At 72.7% G+C, this 2948-nt stretch carries 3 protein-coding genes; all 3 read left to right on the top strand.

Features of this window, described 5'->3' with window-relative positions:
- Positions 1–117 precede the first annotated feature (117 nt).
- Entirely contained in the window at positions 118–504 is a 387-nt protein-coding gene (locus tag H5J33_RS29365; RefSeq protein WP_181797839.1) for a helix-turn-helix domain-containing protein, read from the top strand.
- Between the two features lie 62 nt (positions 505–566).
- The gene (locus H5J33_RS29360; protein ID WP_181797838.1) at positions 567–992 is read left to right on the top strand and encodes a glutaredoxin domain-containing protein; all 426 of its coding nucleotides are present in this window, start codon (positions 567–569) and stop codon (positions 990–992) included.
- Positions 993–1619: 627 nt separating this feature from the next.
- Positions 1620–2948 (top strand): MFS transporter (locus H5J33_RS29355; RefSeq protein WP_181797837.1); only part of this gene is annotated, 1329 nt, incomplete at its 3' end.

Raw genomic sequence — 2948 nt, 5'->3', positions numbered from 1 at the left:
TGTTCATGCCGGAACCGCCTCTCACCAGGGCCGGGCCCTCGCGCCCGGCCGGTACGCCGACGCTAATAACAGCCTTGGTTACCAAGGGGATACCGCCGTCGCGGGTACCGTGACGGCATGAAGGAGCCGCTGCCCGCCGACATGTTCGACGAACTGTGCCCGTCGTCGCTCAGCCCGATCCGGTTCGGCGACAAGTGGGCGGGGCTCGTCATCCGCTGTCTCGAACACGGACCGCGCCGGTTCTCGGAGTTGCGCGTGGCGCTCAGGCGTGTCACGCCCAAGGTCCTCACCCGTTCGCTGCGTGCCCTGGAGCGGGACGGCCTGATCAAGCGGATCGTGTACGCGCAGGGCACTCCGCACGTGGAGTACGAACTGACCCCGCTGGGCCGCAGCCTGCTCGGGCCGATCGCGGTCGCGCTCGCCTGGGCCGAGCAGCACTGGGAGGAACTCCTCGAGGCCCGCGAGTCGTACGACGACGCCACCCGCCTCGGTCACACCGGCTGACCGCGCTCGGCCGTGCGTTCGCCCGGTCCGTTGGACCCGCCCTGCCGGTAGGCTGCCTGGTCATGATGCGCGCCTGGTTCCTGCCCCTCCTGTTCATCGGCTGCGGCTCGCTCGCCTCGGTCGTGCGGGTCGTGGACGGGTCCGTCGCAACGGCCGTCGCGGTGTGGCTGGTGTTCGCGCTGCTCGCGGGGGTGCACTCCCCGCTGGTGTTCCCGCGGCCGGTCGGTGCGGTGCAGGCGCGGGAGCTCGCCGCGGGCGACGGCCGGCCGATCGTCTACTGGCGGGCGGGGTGCAAGTACTGCCTGCGCCTGCGGTTCCGGCTGGGCCGTGACGCCCGTCGGCTGCACTGGGTCGACATCTGGCGTGACCCGGCCGGAGCGGCGGCGGTGCGGGCGGTCAACGGTGGTGCCGAGACGGTGCCGACCGTGGTGGTGGCGGGCCGGCCGTACGTCAACCCCGATCCGCGATGGGTGCGCGCCCGGCTCTGATCGGCGGGCGTGGTGGCCGGTGGCGGTCGGGAACCGGCCCCGGCCGGAATTTCCTCGGGAGAACAGGCCGGGAGAACAGGCCACCAATCACTTCCGTGATCGCCTTTGTTTTATATGGCACCTGGTTCTGATCGGTCGCGATCAACATCCCTGCTACGGCGGCAGGTTGCCTGATGATCCGGTTGTCACCCGTCAAGGGTACGTGCCTCACCTCTGTCAGTGATCTTCGCCGTCATCGGCCTGCGTTCCGGTGTGGAACGCGTACCTTTTGCCAGGTGATCGCAGTCCTTTTCCCCGGGCGAGGCGCCCATCGGCCCGGCTCGGGTGCGGAATTGCCCGGACGGTGTCCGGAACCCACCCCCCGCGCCCGGAGGGAAGGGCACGGCTGCCACCGTCATCCCACCCGGGCCCTCGGCCGGGTACCGCGACTCCTCGCCGGGCGAGTCCGCTGACCGGACCACCCGACCCGGCCCACGAATCGAATCCACCCGACCCGCTCTCCCGCACCGGATGCACCCGGCCCGATCCACCGGCCCGGACCGCCCGGGGCGCTCCACCGGACCCGGATCCGCCCGGCCCGATCCAGCGCCGCGTATCCCCCGCCCCTCTCCCCGTCTGGACGACGCCATGTCCCTGCCGCGTACCGGCCCGCCCTCGCCCGCCGCCCCAGCCATGCCCGGAGCCCGGCGCCGCCGTCCCGGTGCCGTGCTCGTCGTCGAGTCCGTGACCGTCTTCATGGTCATGCTCGACAACCTCGCGATGAACAACGCGCTGCCGGACATCGGCAGGGAGCTGGCCGTGGGCGTCGGCGGCCTGGAGTGGGTCGTGGCCTCGTACACGCTGGTCCTGGCGGCCTTCCTGCTGCCGGGCAGCATCGTCGGGGAGCGGCTGGGGCGGCGCCGGCTGTTCCTCGCCGGACTGGCCGCGTTCACCCTGGGGTCGGCGCTCGGGGCGACGGCGGACAGCTGGGCGATGCTCGTCACCGGCCGGATCGTCCAGGGCGCGGGAGGCGCGGCCCTGCTGCCGTCCAGCGCGGCGCTGCTGCGGCAGGTCTTCCCCGAGGACGCCACCCGGGCCAGGGCGCTGGGACTGCGCGGCGCCGCGTCGGGCCTGGGACTCGCCCTGGGGCCGGTGATCGGCGGTCCGCTCGTGGAGCGGTTCGGCTGGCAGAGCGTGCTGTTCATCAACGTGCCGATCGGCGTGTGCCTGCTGCTGTTCGGCGCGTTCTTCCTGCCGTACGCGCCCCCGTGCCGCAGCCGCCCCTGGGATCTGCCCGGACAGGCGCTGGCGGCCGTCGGTGTCGGCGGGCTGATCTTCGCGCTCATCCAGGGACCGTCGGAGGGCTGGACCGACCCGGCCGTCCTGGCCGGGTTCACCGCGGCAGGGCTGGCGCTGCCCGGCCTGCTGGCCGTGGAGGCGCGCGCCGCCGAGCCGATGATCGATCTGTCCTTCTTCCGCGACCGGCTCTGCGCGGTGGCCGCGCTGGCCGGTTTCTCCACGAGCCTGGCCCTGTTCGGAGCGATCTTCTTCCTGTCGCTGTACCTCCAGTACATCCTCGGCTGGTCGCCGGCCGGGGCCGGCCTCGTCTTCCTGCTGGCGTCCGCCTTCATCGTGGTCACGGGCCCGGTCGCGGGCCGGCTGTCCGCGCGCGGGAGCGCCTCCCGGCCGCTGCTGACCGGCGTCACCCTGTGCCCGCTCGCGCTGACGGGGCTCGCCGGGTACGGGGAGGACGCGCGCTACGCCGAGTACTGCTGGGTGCTGCCGGTCATCGGGGTGTGCGTGAGTCTGACCTTCGTGGCGGTCAACGTCATCGTCGTGCAGCGGGTACGGGGCCGGCAGGCCGGCATGGCCACCGCGATCGCCGAGACGCTGCGCGAACTCGGCGGTGTGACCGGCGTGGCGGCGCTCGGCGCGGTGCTCAACTCCCGGATGCGGGACTCGTTCCTGCGACAGGCA

Origin of the sequence: Streptomyces sp. WELS2 (assembly GCF_013870595.1) — a bacterium.
Lineage (GTDB): Bacteria > Actinomycetota > Actinomycetes > Streptomycetales > Streptomycetaceae > Streptomyces.
This window is presented reverse-complemented; position numbering and strand designations above follow the sequence as displayed.

Coding starts and splice junctions, on each gene's coding strand:
- H5J33_RS29365 (WP_181797839.1), top strand. CDS start 118: ATGAAGGAGCCGCTGCCCGCCGACATGTTCGACGAACTGTGCCCGTCG.
- H5J33_RS29360 (WP_181797838.1), top strand. CDS start 567: ATGATGCGCGCCTGGTTCCTGCCCCTCCTGTTCATCGGCTGCGGCTCG.